Genomic DNA, 17740 nt, shown 5'->3' with positions numbered 1-17740 from the left:
GCCACCACATACCCCGATCCAGCCAGGGTGTTGCACTAGCTCCCTGAGACCACCCGAGAGCGGGCGCGCGGAACGCTCTTCTCGATGACGGTTACTGGCGGTGTGAGGGTTACTGGCGGTGTGTGGGTTATGGGCGGTACGGGCGCTACTGGCGGTACGGAGGCTACTGCCGGTACGAGCTGAGGAAGTTGCCGATCCGCTCGATCGCCACGCCCAGGTCGCGGCCCGGCGGCAGGGTCACGATCCGGAAGTGATCCGGGTCCGGCCAGTTGAAGCCTGTGCCCTGCGTGATGAGGATGCGCTCGCGCTCCAGCAGGTCCAGGGCGAACTGGCGGTCGTCGTGGATCTCGTGGACGTTCGGATCCAGCCTCGGGAACACGTACAACGCGCCCATCGGCCGCACACAGCTCACGCCGGGGATGGAGTTGAGCTTCTCCCACGCGATGCCACGCTGCTCGTGCAGGCGCCCGCCCGGCTCGATGAGCTCGTCGATCGACTGGTACCCGCCCAGGGCCACCTGGATGGCGTGCTGCGCCGGCACGTTGGGACACAGGCGGGTCGAGGCCAGCAACTCCAGCCCCTCGAGGAACCCGGCGGCGTGTGCCTTGGGGCCGGTGATCGCCATCCAGCCCGCCCGGTACCCGGCCACGCGGTAGGTCTTGGACAGGCCGTTGAAGGTCAGCACCAGCAGGTCGTGGGCCAGCGTGGCGATGGACGTGTGCTGGGCCTCGTCGTAGACGATCCGGTCGTAGATCTCGTCCGCCAGGATCAGAAGGCTGTGTTCGCGGGCCAGGTCGACGATCCCCTGCAGGACCTCGCGCGAGTACACTGCGCCCGTCGGGTTGTTGGGGTTGATCACCACGATCGCCTTGGTGCGCGGGGTGATCTTGGCGGCGATGTCCTCCAGCGACGGGTTCCAGTCGTCGGACTCGTCGCAGAGGTAGTGGACCGGCTTGCCGCCGGACAGCGAGGTCATGGCCGTCCACAGCGGGTAGTCCGGGGCCGGGATGAGGACCTCGTCCCCGTCGTCGAGCAGCGCCTGCATGGTCATGGTGATCAGCTCGGACACGCCGTTGCCGAGGAAGATGTCGTTGACGCTCAGGCGCGGGAAGTCGGGCACCAGCTCGTAGCGCGTGAAGATCGCGCGCCGGGCCGACAGGATGCCCTTGGACTCCGAGTAACCCTGCGCGTGGGGGAGCGCGGCGATCATGTCGCGCATGATCACGTCCGGCGCCTCGAACCCGAAGGGCGCGGGGTTGCCGATGTTGAGCTTGAGGATCCGGTGGCCCTCGGCCTCCAGCTGGTTCGCCCGCGCCAGCACCGGCCCGCGGATCTCGTAGAGGACGTCCTTGAGCTTGGAGGACTGGTCGAGCGTGCGCGGCTGGTGATGCGTGCGTCCCGGGTTCTCAGGCGTCATACCTGCCGATTGTGCCACTTCGGCACGGGTGCCCGGCATCACGTGCCCGGTCGGCGGCGGGGCCGGTCGAGCGGCCGGGAGCGACGCGGTCAGATCCCGTATCGGAGGTCGACGATCGCCGGGATGTCCGAGTCCGGGAGGAGCTCGTCGGGATGCTCGACGCGCAGGAAGTCCACACACTCGCGCTCGAGCGGGCTCAGCGAGTACGGCTGCGACTCGATGGACAGCCCGGTGAGCCGGCGGAGCCGACGCACCTCGCCGCGCACCGTCGTGGTGGCGGACGGGTCCTCGTAGAGGGCCTCCGACAGCGCCCGCGCCGACCACGCCTCACGGGAGGCCAGCAGCGCCACCAACTCGGCCCGCCGGGGCGTGAGCGGGATCGAGGTCCCGTCCGCCCGGATCACGGCTGGTTTCCACCCGAGGAGTCGGATCGCGGTGACAGGGTTGGAATGGTCGGCCGGGACGTGGCCGGGTGCGTGGGCGGCGGCGTTGTCGTCGTCGTGCCCGGGGCCGGCGGCCGCGCCGGGGAATGACGGGAGCGCGGCGAGCAGGGACTCGGCGAGTCGAGCGCCGCAGCGCACCAGCGCGGCGGTCTCCACCGACGAAAACCGCAGCGGGTGGGACACGTCGAGGACCCCGATGACCCGCCCCCGCGGATCCCTGATCGGACTCGCAGTGCACGTCCAGCCGTGGTGGGCGCGGACGAAATGCTCGCCCGCGGTGGCGTGGGTGAGGGCCCCGGTTTCGAGAGCCAGCGAGATGCCGTTGGCGCCGATGCCCTTCTCGGACCAGTCCGCGCCCTCCGCGAACGCGATCGAGTCCGCGCGACGCAACGCCTGCGCGCTGCCCGCGCGCCACAGCACGCGGCCCCGGGTGTCGGAGACGACGACGAGGTGGCGCCCGGCGGCCGAGGTGTCCGCCACCGATGCCACGACCTCCGCCGCGACCCGGTGCAGCGGCGTCATCTCGCGTGCGGTCGCGAGCTCGTCCCGCGACAGGACGCTGCGCGGGACCTGCTGGTCAGGGGAGATTCCCGCGTCCCCACTGCGTTGCCAGGCGCGCAGCACACGGGAGTCCAGATCGGGCGTCTGACCGCCGGCCAGCGCTATCTCATGGGCCTCGATCGTGCGGGCCGCGAAGGCGCCGGGGTCGGAGAACCGCAGCGCCGATTGCAACGACATTGCCACCCCCTGGGGAAGACAGTGTGATCTACGTCATTAAAACGCTACAGCAGAGCGAAGGAGTGGGTATGACCCAGACGACCGAAGCGCCGGCACAGGCCGACAACGCCGACCGCGCCGTGGAGACGTGGCTGGCGGAGTTCGGCGAGGCGTTGAGTGCGGGTGACACGGGCCGGGCGGCCGGGATGTTCGAGACCGAGGGGTGCTGGCGCGACTTCGTGTCCTTCACCTGGAACCTCCGGACCCTCGAGGGGCGTGAGGAGATCGGGGAGATGCTCGACTGCCAGCTCGCCGCGGTCGCCCCCACCGGCTGGGAGCTCGCGGAGCCGGCCGCCGAGTCGGGCGGCGTGATCGAGGCGTGGATCAATTTCGAGACCGCGGCGGGTCGCGGCTGGGGCCACCTGCGACTGCGCGACGGACGGGCCTGGACCCTGCTCACCACGCTGCAGGAGCTCAAGGGGCACGAGGAGAAGAGGGGCCGCGACCGCGACAAGGGCGTCGAACACGTCATCCGCCGCGGACGCCGGACCTGGCTCGAGCAGCAGACCGAGCGGCGGGAATCGCTCGGCTACACCGAGCAGCCCTACGCGGTGATCATCGGCGGCGGTCAGGGCGGGATCGGCCTCGCGGCCCGGCTCAAGCGGCTCGGCGTGCCCACGATCGTGATCGAGAAGAACGAGCGCGCCGGCGACTCGTGGCGCAAGCGCTACAAGTCGCTGCACCTGCACGACCCGGTCTGGTACGACCACCTGCCCTACATCCCGTTTCCGGACGACTGGCCCGTGTTCCCCGCCAAGGACAAGGTGGGGGACTGGCTCGAGCACTACACCGCGATCATGGACCTCGACTACTGGTCCGGGACGCAGTGCCTGGGCGCAGAGTTCGACGAGACGACAGCGACGTGGCGTGTCCGGGTCGACCGGCGGGGCGAGGAGATCGAGCTCAGGCCGACCCAGCTGATCTTCGCGCTCGGGGTGTCCGGCTACCCCAACATCCCGCACTTCGACGGCGCCGAGGACTTCACCGGCGACCAGTGGCACTCGTCCGAGTTCACCGGCGAGGGCGACGTCGAGGGCAAGCGCGCCATCGTGATCGGTTCCAACAACTCGGCCCATGACATCTGCGCCGCCCTCTGGGATCACGGTGCGGACGTGACGATGATCCAGCGCTCGTCCACCCACATCTCCCGGAGCGAATCGCTGATGTCGCTCGCGCTCGGTCCCCTCTACTCGGAGGAGGCGCTCGACGCCGGCGTGACCACCGAGAAGGCGGACATGCTGTTCGCCTCCTGGCCGTACCGGCTGCTGCCGGACGCGCAGATCCCCGTCTACGACCAGATGGCGGAGAAGGACGCGGAGTTCTACGACAAGCTCCGGGACGTCGGGTTCGACCTGGACTTCGGGGAGGACGGGTCGGGCCTGTTCCTGAAGTACCTCCGGCGTGGCTCGGGGTACTACATCGACGTCGGTGCCAGTCAGCTCTTGATCGACGGCGAGGTGGCCCTCGAGCGCGGGCAGGTGACACGGATCCTGCCCGACGGCGTCGAGCTCGACGGCGAGCGCGTGCTGCCCGCCGACCTGATCGTCTACGCCACCGGATACGGCTCGATGAACCAGTGGCTCGTGGACCTGGTGTCCCAGGAGGTCGCGGATCAGGTCGGGAAGGTGTGGGGCTACGGCTCCGACACGACGCGCGATCCGGGCCCGTGGGAGGGCGAGCTGCGCAACATGTGGAAGCCGACCAACGTGGAGCAGCTGTGGATCCACGGCGGGAACCTGCACCAGTCGCGCCACTACTCCAAGTACCTCGCGCTGCAGCTCAAGGCGCGGATGGAGGGGATTCCGACGCCGGTGTACCGGGTGCAGGAGGCGCACCATACTTGCTGACCGGTCCTCGCCGCCTGCTGGCCGGCCCGGTCGCTCTGCCCCCGCCGATCGGTCGCGCTCCTGCAGGCATCGGCCGGGTAGCCGCCTGCAGGATCGCGACGGGATTTCACGTTTCGCGACCGGCTTGCCCCGGAAACGACCGCGGCCCGTGATCAGAAGTTCTGATCACGGGCCGCGGTCGCGTTGTCTCGTCGGTCAGCCGAGCGAGAGGCCGTATCCGCCGGACTTCTTCGACCGGGGGATCGCTCCGCCCGCAGCGGGCTTGGCCGGGGTCTCCGAGGCAGGTGCCTCGTCGGCGGCGTCGGCCTTCGAGGGCTCGGAATCGGCGGCCTCGGCAGGGGCCTCGGGCTTCGTCGGCTCCTCGGTCGCCGGAGCGGCCGCGGCCTTCGGTGCGCCCGGAGCCTTGGGAGCACCGGGGGCCTTGGCTCCCCCCTTCAGTCCCAGGCCGACGGTCGGCTTGGCGGGCTTTGCCGGCTCGGCGTCGGCGGCCGGGGCCTCTGTGGCCGAGGCATCCGACGCCGGGGCCGGGGCGTCGGACTCGGCGGGCGCCGCAGCAGCCGGAGCGGCAGCCTTCGGCGCGCCGGGAGCCTTGGCCCCACCCGGGGCCTTCGGCGCGCCGGGAGCCTTGGCGCCACCGCCGAGCGAGAGACCGCCCGACTTCGGTGCGCCCTTGGCGGCGCCGGTGGTGGCCGGAGCCTCGCCCCGGGCCGCCTCTCGGGTCTCCTCGGTGCGCTCGGCGTCCTTGACCTCGGACTGGGCCTCGGCGCCGACAGCGTTGGCGCCCCCCGGAGCCTTGGCGCCACCGGGGGCCTTGGGCCCGCCGGGCGCCTTGCCGCCGCCACCGAGCTTGAGGCCGCCCGACTTGGGCGCGCCCTTCGAATCGGCGACGGACGCACCCGCCGCTGCGGCGCTGACTGCACCGGCGGTACCGGCAGCGGCCACCTCGGCGCCCTCGCCCTTGTCGGTCACCTCGTTGTCCGGGGCGGCCTCGGCGGGCGCCGCCGTGGCGGTGGCACCGGCCTTCTCGGCCTCGGCGGCCTCGCGCTCGGCCACCTTCTGCGCAGAGGTCTTCTCACGCTTGGGCTTCTCGATCCACGACGCCTCGCGCGGCTCGGGCAGGCCACCGTCGCGGGTGACGGACTCCAGCAGCAGCTGGGCCACGTCCACGACCTCGACCTGTCCCTCCATCTCGGTGCCGTCGGTCTGGGCGGTGGTGCCGTCCGAGAGCATCACGCGGCAGAACGGGCAGCCCGTGGCGATCTTGGTGGGCGTGGTCGACAGCGCCTCGTCGACACGGTCGACGTTGATGCGCTTACCGACCGTCTCCTCCATCCACATGCGCGCGCCACCGGCGCCACAGCACATGGAACGCTGCCCGTGACGCGGCATCTCCTTGAGGGTGACGCCCGAGCCGTCCATGAGCTCACGCGGCGCCTCGTAGACCTGGTTGTGGCGGCCGAGGTAGCACGGGTCGTGGTAGGTCACGGTGCCGTCGATCGGGGCCACCGGCACCAGACGCTTGTCCCGCACGAGGCGGTTGAGCAGCTGGGTGTGGTGGACAACCTGGTAGTCGCCACCGAGCTCGCCATACTCGTTCTTGAGTGCGTTGAGGCAGTGGGCACAGGTCACGACGACCTTGCGCTGCGCGGTGGGCACGCCGTCGAAGGCGTTGTTCATCGTCTCGATGTTCTGCTCGGCGAGCATCTGGAACAGGAACTCGTTGCCCGCGCGGCGGGCGGAGTCACCGGTACAGGTCTCGCCCTGGCCCAGCACCGCGAACTTCACTCCTGCGGTGTGCAGCAGCGTCGCCACCGCCTGCGTGGTCTTCTTGGCGCGATCCTCGAAGGCGCCGGCACAGCCGACCCAGAACAGGTACTCGGTGTCGGAGAAGTCCTCGATGTCCGAGCCGATGACCGGGATGTCGAAGTCGAGGGCGTTCATCCACTCGTCGCGGCCGGAGTTGTTCTGGCCCCATGGGTTGCCCTTGTTCTCGAGGTTCTTGAACAGGCCCGCCAGCTCGGTCGGGAACTCCGACTCGATGAGCACCTGGTAGCGGCGCATGTCGATGAAGTGGTCGACGTGTTCGATGTCCACGGGGCACTGCTCGACACAGGCGCCACAGGTGGTGCAGGACCAGAGGGCCTCCGGGTCGATGATGCCGGCGAGGGTCGGGTCCTCGGAGACGTCGGCGGTGGTGCTGCCGACCAGCGGGCGCTGGGCCTCGATGCGGGCGGCCTCGGGGATCTTTGCCAGCTTGGTCTCGTCCGGGTTGCCCTCGGCGTCGACCAGTCCGGTCTCCTCGCCCATCGTGGTCTTGCCACCCGCGAGCAGGTACGGCGCCTTGGCCGCGCCGTGGTCGCGCAGCGCCATCATCATGAGTTTGGGGCTCAGCGGCTTACCGGTGTTCCAGGCGGGGCACTGCTCCTGGCAGCGGCCACACTCGGTACAGGTGGAGAAGTCCAGCCAGCCCTTCCACGAGAAGTCCTCGATCGCGCCGGCGCCCAGGAGGGGCTCGAAGTCCTCGTCCTCCTCGGTGCGCTGCTCGATCTTCTCCATGGTCAGCGCCTCGCCGTCCATGGTCATGGGCTTGAGCGCGCCGAGCGCGGTGCGGCCGTCGGCCTCGCGCTTGAAGTAGATGTTGAAGAACGCCGAGAAGCGGTGCCAGGCGACGCCCCAGGTGATGTTGCGGCCCACGACGTACAGCCAGATCATGCCGGTGAGCAGCTTGATCAGCGCGAAGATCGAGACCATGAGTTCGTTGGCGGGCAGGATCGTCGACAGCGGGCCGGTGACCCAGTCGGTGCTCCAGTGGAAGCCGTATCCGTCGGCGCGCAGCAGGGCGAGCTTGCCGGCCTTGACGAAGATCATGCCCAGGCCCTCGAGCAGCACGACGGCCTCGACGAAGTAGGCGGCCTTGCGGTCCGATCCGGTGAACCGGTTGAGGCCCTTACGCTGGTTGACCTGGCGGATGATGATCAGTACCAGAATGCCGATGACGGTGCCCAGGCCCAGGAACTCGTCGATGGCGTGGTACCAGACCTGGTCCGACAGCCACGGCCAGCCGCCGCGCGGGTTGAACGTCTGGATGTAGGCCTCGAACCAGACGATCGAGCCGAGCATGAAGCCCACCATGACGAACCAGTGGAAGAAGCCGACCGAGCGCTTACGCGCCATCCGCGTGTGGGCGGCGACCTCCACGATGACGTTCTTCAGTCGGGCGAAGACCGGCCCGAATCGATTGAAGCCGTCCTTCTGGCCGAGCATGATGCTTCGCACCATCCGCGAGACTCCTCCGATGAAGGAGGCCCAGCAGATCAAACTGAGTAGGACGCCTATCGTCCCGAGAGTGATGGTCACGCCTGACATGGTTCGCGGCCTTTCGTCGCACTTCTCGACGCACGGGCACCGTATTTCCGTATTGAAGGCACCCGTCGACAGTGTTGAGGTCAAAGGTATGCCACAAGGGCCCCGTTCCACGAGTTGAGGTCTCCCTTACCTGAGGGTTCCCCACTCGCGGACGGGGCCCGCGTGACGGTCAGTGTTTCAGTTGGTGCGCAGTGTCAGACCCTGGTGCGCGGCGAGCACGTCGGAGATCGGGACCGCCGACAGGCGCGGGGTGAACCCGGCGGCCTTGGACACCGCCTCGGCGTTGGCGCAGGTCCCGGTGTCGGCCACGTTGGAGGCGCTGGAGATGCCCAGTGCGCGGTCGCCCGAGAAGACCACGCCGCCGCTGTCGCCGGGGAGGGCGCACAGGTCGACCGTGAACGCGCCGGCGATGGTGCGCGAGCCGGCCACGTCGATGTCGGCGTCCACCTGCGAGATGGTGCCGCAGGAGAACCCGGTGCGGAAGCCGGTCTTGCAGGCCTTCTGGCCCACGACGGGCTCGGCGGTGCCGATGATCGACTGGGGCGCGTTGCCGTCGGCGCTGACGAGGTTGTTGCTGAACCGCTCGGCCGCACTCTCGTCCACCGCGATGAGGGCGGTGTCGATCGCCTCACGCTTGGTGCCGGTCATGGTGCCGAACTCCTCGCCGTCGGCGAGGGCGGCGCGGGTGCCGTCGGCGCCGGCGCAGTGGGCGGCGGTGATGACGACGGGTTTGCCGTCCAGCTCACCGTTGAACCCGGTGGAGCACTCGAGCACCCCGTTCGGGACACGGACCATGTAACCGGTACCGCCGACGACCGGGCCCCTGGGCGCCGCGTCCGCCTGGGCGCGCTGACGCGCCTGCGGCGTGGGCTGCGGGTCGGGGTTGGGCACGGTCTCGTTCATTCCGTCGATGATCGAGCCGGTCCCGGGGGTCAGGCCGGACAGCAACTCGACGATGGTGCGCATCGGGCCCTCGGGGATGAACCCGGTCTCGTTGAGCAGTGCCAGGCTTCCGAGCGAGCCGCCGTCGCCACCGGTCAGCGCGCCGAGTCCAGCGCCCGCGCCGGCGCCGCCCGCGCCCTCACCGGTGGCGGCGGGCGTGAGTCCGTCGGTGGTCGGCTCGCCGCCGGAGCCGGTCTCGCCACCCTGGCTCCCGAACGGCGCGGTGTCCCACGCCGGGTCGGGGGCCTCGATCATGTCGACCTCGGCGAGGTCGTGGAGCCGGGAGTCGATGGTGCCGAGCTGGGCGGCGTCACCGCCACGGGTGGTGACGACGACGGCGTTGCGGGTCGGATCGACACGCACACCGGTGACGAGTTCCTTGAGGTCGGTGGGCATGCCCTCGACGATCGCGCCGACCTGTCGTTCACGCGCATCGAGTTCGTGTGTGGTCAACGCCACGTCCCGGACGGTGAATCCGGCGTCGGTCGCCTCGTCGCGGAGTGTGTCGCCGATCGCTCCCTCGACCACGCCGACGATGCCGTTGCCGTCGTTGTCGAGCCAGACGCCGCCGAACGCCTCGCGGAACTTCTGCTCCCACCCGGGGCGCGCCTCGGCGAGGCGCTGGCCGACGCCGGCCTGGTCGAGGAACTGCTCGGGCGTCAGACCGAGATCGCGCTTGAGCGCCTCGACGAGCGACGTCAGCTGGGGTCCCAGCGCCCCGTCGAGCGCGGGGAGGGCCGTCGCGGTGGGGGAGGGGGGCGCCGCGGGCGCGGGGGCGGGCTCGGCGCCGGCGGGCGTCGCGGTGACGACGAGTGCCGCGGCCGCGCCGAGTGCGGCGAGTTTCGAAGAGATACGCATGGTGGCCTTCCGTGATGCACGGTGAGCGACTGGAGAGGTCGACCGGTCGCGAGCAAGATTACGGAGCTGTGATTACTGAGTCCAGTGTGACACGTGTGATCAGTGGGATTAGTTGGGCGATTTTTCAGAAGAGGCTGAGTCGATGAATTTCGCCACCGGGCGCTAGGCTGCCTCTTCGGCAACGACGTACGCGTCATCCCCAGATACATATCGACCGGAGGTCCCATGTCCGACGCAGACGCCGCACTCCACGAGGCTCTCGACACAGTGGTGCGACGCAATCCCGGACAGGTTCTCTTCCGGCAGGCCGTACACGAAGTCCTCGAGTCGCTCGCGCCCGTCGTGCACCAGCACCCCGAGTACGTCGAGGGGGGCATTCTCAAGCGCATCATCGAGCCCGAGCGCGTGGTCTCCTTCCGGGTGCCCTGGGTGGACGACAACGGCGTGGTGCAGGTCCAGCGCGGCTTCCGCGTGCAGTTCAGCTCGGACCTGGGCCCGTACAAGGGCGGCCTGCGCTTCCACAAGTCCGTCGATGAGGACACTCTGAAGTTCCTCGGCTTCGAGCAGGTGTTCAAGAACGCCCTCACCGGCCTCGGCCTGGGCGGCGGCAAGGGCGGTTCCGACTTCGACCCGCACGGCAAGAGCAACGGCGAGGTCATGCGGTTCTGCCAGTCGTTCATGGCGGAGCTGGCCCACCACATCGGTGCCGACCTGGACGTGCCCGCCGGCGACATCGGAGTGGGCGGTCGCGAGATCGGCTACCTGTACGGGCAGTACCGCAAGGTGACCGGCCGCAACGAGGCCGGCGTGATCACCGGCAAGGGCGTCGGTTACGGCGGTTCCTGGGCGCGCACCGAGGCCACCGGCTACGGGCTGGTCTACTTCGTCCGCGAGATGCTGCGCGACTGCCCGGGGCTCACCCTCGAGGGCTCGCGCGTCGTGGTCTCGGGTTCGGGCAACGTCGCGCTGTACGCGGCCAAGAAGGCCTCGCAGCTCGGCGCCACCGTCGTGGCCTGCTCGGACAGCCAGGGTTACGTGCTGGACGAGGACGGCCTCGACCTGGACCTGCTGTCGGAGATCAAGGACGTGCGCCGCGAGCGCCTCTCGGCCTATGCCGACGAGCGCGGCAACTGCACCTACTTCGAGGGCCGGTCGGTGTGGGAGGTCGACTGCGACATCGCACTGCCGTGTGCCACCCAGAACGAGCTCGACGGTGACGCCGCGCGCACGCTCGCCGAGAACGGCTGCCGCCTCATCGCCGAGGGTGCCAACATGCCCTGCACCGAGGAGGCCATCGAGGTCATCCACGCCAAGGGCATCCTGTTCGGCCCCGCCAAGGCCGCCAACGCCGGCGGCGTGGCCACCAGTGGCCTGGAGATGCGGCAGAACGCCGGCCGTCTGCTGTGGGACTTCGAGCGCGTCGACTCCGAGCTCGACCGCATCATGACCAACATCCACGCGACCGCCGCCGCGACCGCCGAGGAGTACGGCCAGCCCGGCGACCTGATCGCCGGCGCCAACATCGCCGCGTTCCGCCGGGTCGCCGACGCGATGCTCGCCCAGGGCGTCATCTGACCCGAGTCCGTCGGCCCACCGGGCCACGGGCGGTACGACGACGACAACGACCACCACGTCGTTGTCGTCGTCGTCCTCATTTCGGGGGCGGGTGACCCGGTGCGACTTTGAGTCGGGGCGACGCAGGTCTGCGTGTGAGTTGCCTCACTCCGGGAATGGAACCCTGCTCATCCCAGTTGTATGGAGCGTCAAACCTCAGCGACCCAGACTCAACCCGGGTTGACTCGCCACCGAACGGCGGGCAGTGTGGACACCACACTGTGGAGGGACGGGCCCCGGACTTGAGTCGGGGTCGCTGAACAGCAGTCATCATTCGCGGGAACAGTAAGGAGTTCACCATGGGACGTGCAGTCGGTATCGACCTCGGCACCACCAACTCGGCGGTCGCGGTCCTGGAGGGCGGCGAGGCCCAGGTCATCGCCAACGCCGAGGGGTCGCGCACGACCCCGTCGGTGGTCGCCTTCGCCAAGAACGGCGAGGTCCTCGTCGGCCAGCCGGCCAAGAACCAGGCGGTCACGAACGTCGACCGCACCATCCGCTCGGTCAAGCGGCACATCGGCACCGACTGGAAGTCGGATCCGATCGACGACAAGACCTACACCCCGCAGGAGATCAGCGCCCGTACGCTGCAGAAGCTCAAGAGGGACGCCGAGTCCTACCTGGGTGAGGACGTCACGGATGCCGTGATCACCGTTCCGGCCTACTTCAACGACGCCCAGCGTCAGGCCACCAAGGACGCCGGCCAGATCGCCGGGCTCAACGTCCTGCGCATCGTCAACGAGCCCACCGCCGCGGCCCTGGCCTACGGGCTGGACAAGGGCGAGCAGGAGCAGACCATCCTGGTCTTCGACCTCGGTGGCGGCACGTTCGACGTCTCGCTGCTCGACATCGGCGACGGCGTCGTGGAGGTCCGCGCGACCTCGGGCGACAACCACCTCGGTGGCGACGACTGGGACCAGCGGATCGTGGACTGGCTCGTCGAGAAGTTCAAGGCGCAGAACGGCATCGACCTGACCAAGGACAAGATGGCCCTGCAGCGTCTGCGGGAGGCCGCGGAGAAGGCCAAGATCGAGCTGTCCTCCGGGCAGTCCACCTCGATCAACCTGCCGTACATCACGGTCGACGCGGACAAGAACCCGCTCTTCCTGGACGAGACGCTCACCCGCGCCGAGTTCCAGAAGATCACCCAGGACCTGCTCGATCGCTGCCGGCAGCCGTTCCAGGCCGTGATCAAGGACGCCGGCATCTCGGTGTCCTCGATCGACCACGTGGTCCTGGTCGGTGGCTCGACCCGTATGCCCGCCGTGACCGACCTGGTCAAGGAGCTCACCGGGGGCAAGGAGCCCAATAAGGGCGTCAACCCGGACGAGGTCGTCGCCGTGGGTGCCGCGCTGCAGGCCGGCGTGCTCCGTGGCGAGGTCAAGGACGTCCTGCTGCTCGATGTGACCCCGCTGTCGCTGGGTATCGAGACCAAGGGCGGCGTCATGACCAAGCTCATCGAGCGCAACACCACCATCCCGACCAAGCGCTCGGAGACCTTCACCACGGCGGACGACAACCAGCCGTCGGTGCAGATCCAGGTGTTCCAGGGCGAGCGTGAGATGGCCGCGCAGAACAAGCTGCTCGGCTCCTTCGAGCTCGCCGGCATCGCCCCGGCTCCGCGTGGCGTGCCCCAGGTCGAGGTGACCTTCGACATCGACGCCAACGGCATCGTCCACGTCACCGCCAAGGACAAGGGCACCGGCAAGGAGAACACGATCGTCATCCAGGACGGCTCCGGTCTGTCCAAGGAGGAGATCGACCAGATGATCAAGGATGCGGAGGATCACGCCGCCGAGGACGCCAAGCGTCGCGAGGAGGCGGACGCCCGCAACCAGGCCGAGTCCACGATCTACCAGACGGAGAAGTTCGTCTCGGAGAACGAGGACAAGATCCCGGCCGACAAGAAGTCCACGCTCGAGTCGGCGATCGCCGAGGCCAAGACCGCTCTCGAGGGCTCGGACGTCGACGCGATCAAGGCCGCGGTCGAGAAGGTCAACACCGAGGCGCAGGCCGTCGGCCAGGCGATCTACGAGGCCTCCGCGGCCGAGGGCGCCGAGGCCGGGGAGGGCGCATCCGCGGGGTCGGATGACGACGACGTGGTGGACGCCGAGGTCGTCGACGAGGACGAGACCGGGAGCGATTCCAAGTGACCTCGCCCCACGCTGACGGACCGGAGACCGACAAGGCCGCATGGGCCGGTGCCGACGCCGAGACCGTCGACGCGGCCGAGGTGGCCGACGAGGCCGCGGCGGCTGAGGCCGCCGCGGCCGGCGGGGACGGTGCGCTCGAGGGCGAGATCGTCGACGAGGCGTCGACAGGGCTGCAGGCGCAGCTCGACGAGCGCACCGCCGACCTACAGCGGGTGTCGGCGGAGTTCGCCAACTACCGCCGCCGCATGGACCGCGAGCGCACGGCCGGCATCGAGGCCGCCCGCGCGGGGCTGCTCTCCGAGCTGCTCCCCGTGGTGGACGATCTCGACCGCGCCCGCGATCACGGCGACCTGGCCGACGGGCCGCTCAAGGCCTTCGCCGACAAGATGGTCGCGCTCCTGGCGGGCCAGGGCGTCGAGCAGTTCGGCGAGGAGGGCGACCCCTTCGACCCGAACCTGCACGAGGCCGTGCAGGACGAGTCCGACGGCGGCGAGCCCGTGCTCGGCACCGTCCTGCGCAAGGGCTACCGCATGGGCGAGCGCACCCTGCGCGCGGCGATGGTCATCGTCCGCTGACAGAGGCGACCGGCACGTGCAGGTGCGGCCCGCATCAGGCGGACCGCACCTGCACACCCCGGCAGACCTGAGAAACTAACTACAAAGCAGGACAGAAAGGAGGCGTCTGGTGAGCCAGCGCGAATGGGTCGAGAAGGACTACTACGCCGAGCTGGGCGTCTCCAAGACCGCCACGCAGGACGAGATCCGTAAGGCGTACCGCAAGCTCGCCCGCGAGAACCACCCGGACTCCAACCCGGGCAACACCGCGGCCGAGGAGAAGTTCAAGCGGATCAGCGAGGCGAACGACGTCATCGGTGATCCGGCCAAGCGCAAGGAGTACGACGAGTTCCGCGCCCAGGTCTCCTCGGGCGGGTTCGGCGGCTTCGGCGCGCCCGGAGGCGGCGGCGGTTACACGACCACCAGCGATTTCGATCTCGGTGACCTGTTCGGCGGCGGCGGCGGACCGGCAGGCGGGGCCGGAGGCTTCTCCGACCTGTTCGGCGGGTTGTTCAACCAGGGACGCGCCGGCGGCGGCGGGGCCGGTCGGTCCCGGGCGCAGCGCCCGCGCGGGGGCCAGGACGTGGAGACCGCGCTGACGCTCTCGTTCCGCGAGGCCGCGCTCGGCGAGACCGTCCAGATCAAGCTCTCCTCGGCGTCGCCCTGCCTGACCTGTCACGGCAGCGGCGCCAAGCCCGGCACCAGCCCCAAGGTGTGCGGCACCTGCCACGGCGCCGGCGTCACCCAGCGCAACCAGGGTGCGTTCGGCTTCGCCGAGCCCTGCACCGACTGCGGCGGTACCGGGTCCAAGATCGACGACCCGTGCACGGACTGCGGAGGCAGTGGCGTCACCGACCGCACCCGCACGATCAACGTCAAGGTGCCGGCGGGGGTCTCCGACGGCCAGCGCATCCGGCTCTCCGGACAGGGCGAGGCCGGCTTCCGGGGCGCGCCCTCCGGCGACCTGTACGTCACGGTGACGGTACAGAAGGACGCGGTTTTCCAGCGCGACGGCGCGGACCTGCTGGTCGACCTGCCCGTGTCCTATCCCGAGCTCGTGCAGGGTGCACAGGTGTCCGTCCCGACCCTGACCGGCCGGGTGACCGTCAAGGTCCCCGCCGGATCGCGGGACGGCCAGATCCTGCGGGTGCGGGGCCGGGGCATCGCACGCAAGTCCGGAACCGGCGACCTCAAGGTCACGCTCCGGGTGGCCACGCCCCCCGCCGGGATGGCCGAAGCCGAACTCGCCGCATACGACGAGGCGCTCCGCGCGGCAGGCTTCGATCCGCGGTCGGGCTGGGCCGGGTCGGCATGAGCCCCCGGCTGGACGTCGAGGACCTCGGTCCCGACGACAGCGTGCTCGTGATCTCCATGGCCGCGGAGCTGTCGGGGCTGCACGCCCAGACGCTGCGCACCTACGACAGGCTCGGGATCGTCACCCCCGAACGCACCCGGGGCGGCGGCCGCCGCTACTCGCTGCGCGACGTGGCCATGCTGCGCGAGGTGCAGCGGCTCAGCCAGGAGGAGGGCGTGAACCTCGCCGGCATCAAGCGGATCATCGAGTTGACCAATCAGGTCGACGCGCTGCGCAGCCGTGTGGCCGACCTGATCGACGAGCTCGCCGACCTGCAGCGGAGGCAGGGACGACCCGGCCGCTCCGGCGAGTTGGTGCACGTGCCGCGTTCCACCTCCGTGGTGGTCTGGCGGCCCCGCCACCAGCGTGACGACGAGGACTGAGGCCGGGGCGCGCGTGGTCAGGCGCACAGTCGGCCGACGGGTCCGGGCCCTCGCGGACGGGTAACGTCGAGCGCAGTCCGATCCCGGTCAGGCGCCCGCCCGGCCCCGGGGTCGACCGCAGTTCGACCGCAGCCGACGAGGAGGCCCGCAGTGCGCATCGCCGCCGCCCAGATCCTGTCCGGACGCGACCCGCAGGACAATCTGCGCAAGGTCCGCGAGCGGGTGGCCGAGGCCGCCGGCCGGGGGGCACGCCTCGTGGTGTTCCCCGAGGCCACCATGCGCGCATTCGGCGCCGGCCGGCTGGACGAGATCGCCGAACCCGTCGACGGCCCGTGGGCGACCGCGGTGGCCGAGGTCGCGCGGGAGTACGGCGTCGTCGTCGTCGTCGGCATGTTCACCCCCGGCGAGGGCGGCAGGGTACGTAACACCCTCCTGGTCACCGGGCCGGCCGGGGACGGCGCGGGCGGCGCCGGCGAGGACCTCCACCTCGGCTACGACAAGATCCACCTGTTCGACGCGTTCGGGTTCGCCGAATCCGACACGGTCGAGCCCGGTGACACCACGCGCGTGGTGACCATCGACGGCGTGGGGATCGGGCTGAGCGTCTGCTACGACATCCGCTTCCCCGGCCAGTACCGGCGCCTCGCTGCCGACGGCGCGCGCCTGACACTGTGCAGCGCGTCGTGGGGGTCGGGGCCCGGCAAGGTCGACCAGTGGCGGTTGCTGGCCGGCGCCCGCGCGCTGGACGCCACCACGTTCCTGCTCGCCGTGGACCAGGCGGATCCCGAGGTGGAGGGCGTCGAGGTGAAGAACGGCGCGCCGACCGGCATCGGTCACTCGCTGCTCGTGGGGCCGGACGGGACTGTGCGTGAGGAGATCGCGGCGCAGGGCTCGGGGCTGCTGGTGGTGGAGATCGACGACGACGAGGTCAGCCGCATCCGGAAGGCGGTCCCCGTGCTCGCGAACGGGCGGGTCACCGAAGAGCCGGCCGCGGAGGTTGGGCGGTGACCGGACCGCGTGATCCGCGCGACGGCGACGATTCACGCAACGGCGACGGCCCCGCAGATCCGCCCACCGAGCAGTTCCCGCCCGCCGCGAACGAGGGCGGTGACCCGCCCACGCAGCAGTTCCCACCGGCCGACCCGCCGACCAACGCGCTGCCGCCGGTCGAGTCGGGCCCAGGGTCGGTGGCGTGGTCGCAGTACGACGACGAATCTGACGGGCCGGCTCCCACGGCCGGCATCGCGGCCGGCGGACCGGCTCACACGGGCGAGATCCCGGCCGGCGACGGCCCGCCGCCCGGTGACGTCCCGCCTGGGGGGCCCGGCTCGGGCGGTGATGGCCGGGACGACGACGGTGGCCGGAACCCGACGCCGTGGATGATCGTCGCGGCGCTGCTCGCGGTGGTGCTGGTCGCCGGCACCGTGATGTGGCTGGCCTCGCGCAGCAACAGCGACGACCAGACCGCCACGCCCACCACGACGCCCACCAGATCGACGGTCACCTCCACCACGCGCAGCTCCCCGACCACGACCACGCCCACCACGACAGGGCCGCCGACCGCCGCACAGCGGTGCACGGCGGGTTTCGTGGCGGACGAGCTCGGCGAGGGAACCAGGGTGCGCGAGTGCGATCCGCAATTCCTGCTGGTCACGCGCGACGGCGGCGAGAGCGAGCTGTACACCTGGCGCGAGGACCACTGGGAATTCCTGGCGGCCCCGGCCTCCGATGTATGCCGTGAGCAGCTCGAACAGCTGGGTGTGCCGGACCAGTTCCGTCGCGTGTTCCAGCCCTGCGGCGTGACGACCAGTCGCACGACGAGCTCCTCCACGACCAGCCCCACGACGAGTTCCTCCACCAAGAGCTCGTCCACGAGCTCGACGACGCGCACCAGCACGTCGGGCACATCGAAGTCCACCACGAGCCGGTCGCAGAACGGCGCGGCCGCCGATCCGGATGAGGCCGAGGGCGAGGACAACGGCGACGATGCGGTCGCGAACCGCGGAGCTGACGGCCTCGCCGACGTCTGAGG

Annotated in this window: 12 protein-coding genes; 8 read left to right on the top strand and 4 right to left on the bottom strand. The window is 70.1% G+C overall.

The window, feature by feature from the left end:
- Positions 1-163 precede the first annotated feature (163 nt).
- Positions 164-1417 carry a pyridoxal phosphate-dependent aminotransferase gene (locus ACWGLC_RS10920; RefSeq protein ID WP_452099935.1) on the bottom strand — a complete coding sequence of 418 codons (1254 nt, stop codon included), beginning with the start codon at positions 1415-1417 and terminating at the stop codon, positions 164-166.
- An 89-nt stretch (positions 1418-1506) separates the two neighbouring features.
- Complete coding sequence (locus ACWGLC_RS10915) at positions 1507-2598, bottom strand: GAF domain-containing protein (RefSeq protein ID WP_452099934.1); 1092 nt, start codon at positions 2596-2598, stop codon at positions 1507-1509.
- 68 nt (positions 2599-2666) lie between these two features.
- Between ACWGLC_RS10915 and ACWGLC_RS10910 the strand changes: the two genes are divergently transcribed.
- Positions 2667-4484, top strand: a complete 1818-nt coding sequence (locus ACWGLC_RS10910; protein ID WP_452099933.1) for a flavin-containing monooxygenase — start codon at positions 2667-2669, stop codon at positions 4482-4484.
- Between the two features lie 195 nt (positions 4485-4679).
- Here the strand turns inward: ACWGLC_RS10910 and ACWGLC_RS10905 are convergent, their stop codons facing one another.
- Entirely contained in the window at positions 4680-7850 is a 3171-nt protein-coding gene (locus tag ACWGLC_RS10905; RefSeq protein WP_452099932.1) for a (Fe-S)-binding protein, read from the bottom strand.
- A gap of 177 nt (positions 7851-8027) precedes the next feature.
- Positions 8028-9650: a S1 family peptidase gene (locus ACWGLC_RS10900; RefSeq protein ID WP_452099931.1), complete on the bottom strand. Its 1623-nt coding sequence runs from the start codon at positions 9648-9650 to the stop codon at positions 8028-8030.
- Positions 9651-9875: 225 nt separating this feature from the next.
- Between ACWGLC_RS10900 and gdhA the strand changes: the two genes are divergently transcribed.
- The 7 genes from gdhA to ACWGLC_RS10865 all read left to right on the top strand — a co-directional run bounded on the left by gdhA (position 9876) and on the right by ACWGLC_RS10865 (position 17738).
- Entirely contained in the window at positions 9876-11225 is a 1350-nt protein-coding gene (gene gdhA, locus ACWGLC_RS10895) for an NADP-specific glutamate dehydrogenase (protein ID WP_452099930.1), read from the top strand.
- Between the two features lie 338 nt (positions 11226-11563).
- On the top strand, positions 11564-13417 hold the full coding sequence (gene dnaK / locus ACWGLC_RS10890) for a molecular chaperone DnaK (RefSeq protein WP_452099929.1): 1854 nt from the start codon (positions 11564-11566) through the stop codon (positions 13415-13417).
- Positions 13414-13992, top strand: a complete 579-nt coding sequence (gene grpE / locus ACWGLC_RS10885) for a nucleotide exchange factor GrpE (protein ID WP_452099928.1) — start codon at positions 13414-13416, stop codon at positions 13990-13992. The genes dnaK and grpE overlap by 4 nt, the downstream gene beginning before the upstream one ends.
- 109 nt (positions 13993-14101) lie before the next feature.
- A complete protein-coding gene (dnaJ, locus tag ACWGLC_RS10880; protein WP_452099927.1) occupies positions 14102-15286 on the top strand; it encodes a molecular chaperone DnaJ in 1185 nt (394 codons plus the stop codon).
- The gene (locus ACWGLC_RS10875) at positions 15283-15708 is read left to right on the top strand and encodes a heat shock protein transcriptional repressor HspR (RefSeq protein ID WP_344993139.1); all 426 of its coding nucleotides are present in this window, start codon (positions 15283-15285) and stop codon (positions 15706-15708) included. Before dnaJ ends, ACWGLC_RS10875 begins: the two co-directional genes overlap by 4 nt.
- 150 nt (positions 15709-15858) lie before the next feature.
- Positions 15859-16716 carry a carbon-nitrogen hydrolase family protein gene (locus tag ACWGLC_RS10870; protein ID WP_452099926.1) on the top strand — a complete coding sequence of 286 codons (858 nt, stop codon included), beginning with the start codon at positions 15859-15861 and terminating at the stop codon, positions 16714-16716.
- Entirely contained in the window at positions 16713-17738 is a 1026-nt protein-coding gene (locus ACWGLC_RS10865) for a hypothetical protein (RefSeq protein WP_452099925.1), read from the top strand. Before ACWGLC_RS10870 ends, ACWGLC_RS10865 begins: the two co-directional genes overlap by 4 nt.
- Positions 17739-17740: the final 2 nt, after the last annotated feature.

The sequence above is a fragment of the Dietzia sp. NPDC055877 genome (assembly GCF_053615975.1).
Note: the sequence above shows the minus strand (reverse complement) of the source record. Positions and strands in the feature narration are given on the sequence as shown.

Coding starts and splice junctions, on each gene's coding strand:
- gdhA (WP_452099930.1), top strand. CDS start 9,876: ATGTCCGACGCAGACGCCGCACTCCACGAGGCTCTCGACACAGTGGTG.
- ACWGLC_RS10920 (WP_452099935.1), bottom strand. CDS start 1,417: ATGACGCCTGAGAACCCGGGACGCACGCATCACCAGCCGCGCACGCTC.
- ACWGLC_RS10915 (WP_452099934.1), bottom strand. CDS start 2,598: ATGTCGTTGCAATCGGCGCTGCGGTTCTCCGACCCCGGCGCCTTCGCG.
- ACWGLC_RS10910 (WP_452099933.1), top strand. CDS start 2,667: ATGACCCAGACGACCGAAGCGCCGGCACAGGCCGACAACGCCGACCGC.
- ACWGLC_RS10900 (WP_452099931.1), bottom strand. CDS start 9,650: ATGCGTATCTCTTCGAAACTCGCCGCACTCGGCGCGGCCGCGGCACTC.
- ACWGLC_RS10905 (WP_452099932.1), bottom strand. CDS start 7,850: ATGTCAGGCGTGACCATCACTCTCGGGACGATAGGCGTCCTACTCAGT.
- ACWGLC_RS10875 (WP_344993139.1), top strand. CDS start 15,283: ATGAGCCCCCGGCTGGACGTCGAGGACCTCGGTCCCGACGACAGCGTG.
- dnaK (WP_452099929.1), top strand. CDS start 11,564: ATGGGACGTGCAGTCGGTATCGACCTCGGCACCACCAACTCGGCGGTC.